The 318-nt window shown below is 53.1% G+C and carries 1 protein-coding gene; it reads left to right on the forward strand.

Features of this window, described 5'->3' with window-relative positions:
• On the forward strand, positions 1-318 hold a 318-nt coding region (locus EOS_RS42920; protein WP_047898332.1), incomplete at both ends, for a chorismate-binding protein.

Below are 318 nucleotides of genomic sequence, written 5' to 3' on the forward strand. Positions count from 1 at the left end.
TGCTCGCTCGGGCAACTGACCTGCATTTCGCAAGTCCGGTCAACGCGGCGGCGATGATGGCTGCCAGTCGTCGACTGAATCTGAATTGCTACCATTTTTACATGGCCTTTGATGGCGAAAATGCTTTTCTTGGCTCTTCACCGGAACGGTTATGGCGGCGGCGTGACAAAGCGCTGCGTACTGAAGCGCTGGCGGGAACAGTAGCAAATAATCCTGATGATAAGCAGGCGCAGCAGTTAGGAGAGTGGCTGATGGCGGATGATAAAAACCAGCGCGAGAACATGCTGGTGGTGGAAGATATCTGTCAACGATTACAGG

Origin of the sequence: Caballeronia mineralivorans PML1(12) (assembly GCF_001028175.1) — a bacterium.
GTDB lineage: Bacteria > Pseudomonadota > Gammaproteobacteria > Burkholderiales > Burkholderiaceae > Caballeronia > Caballeronia mineralivorans.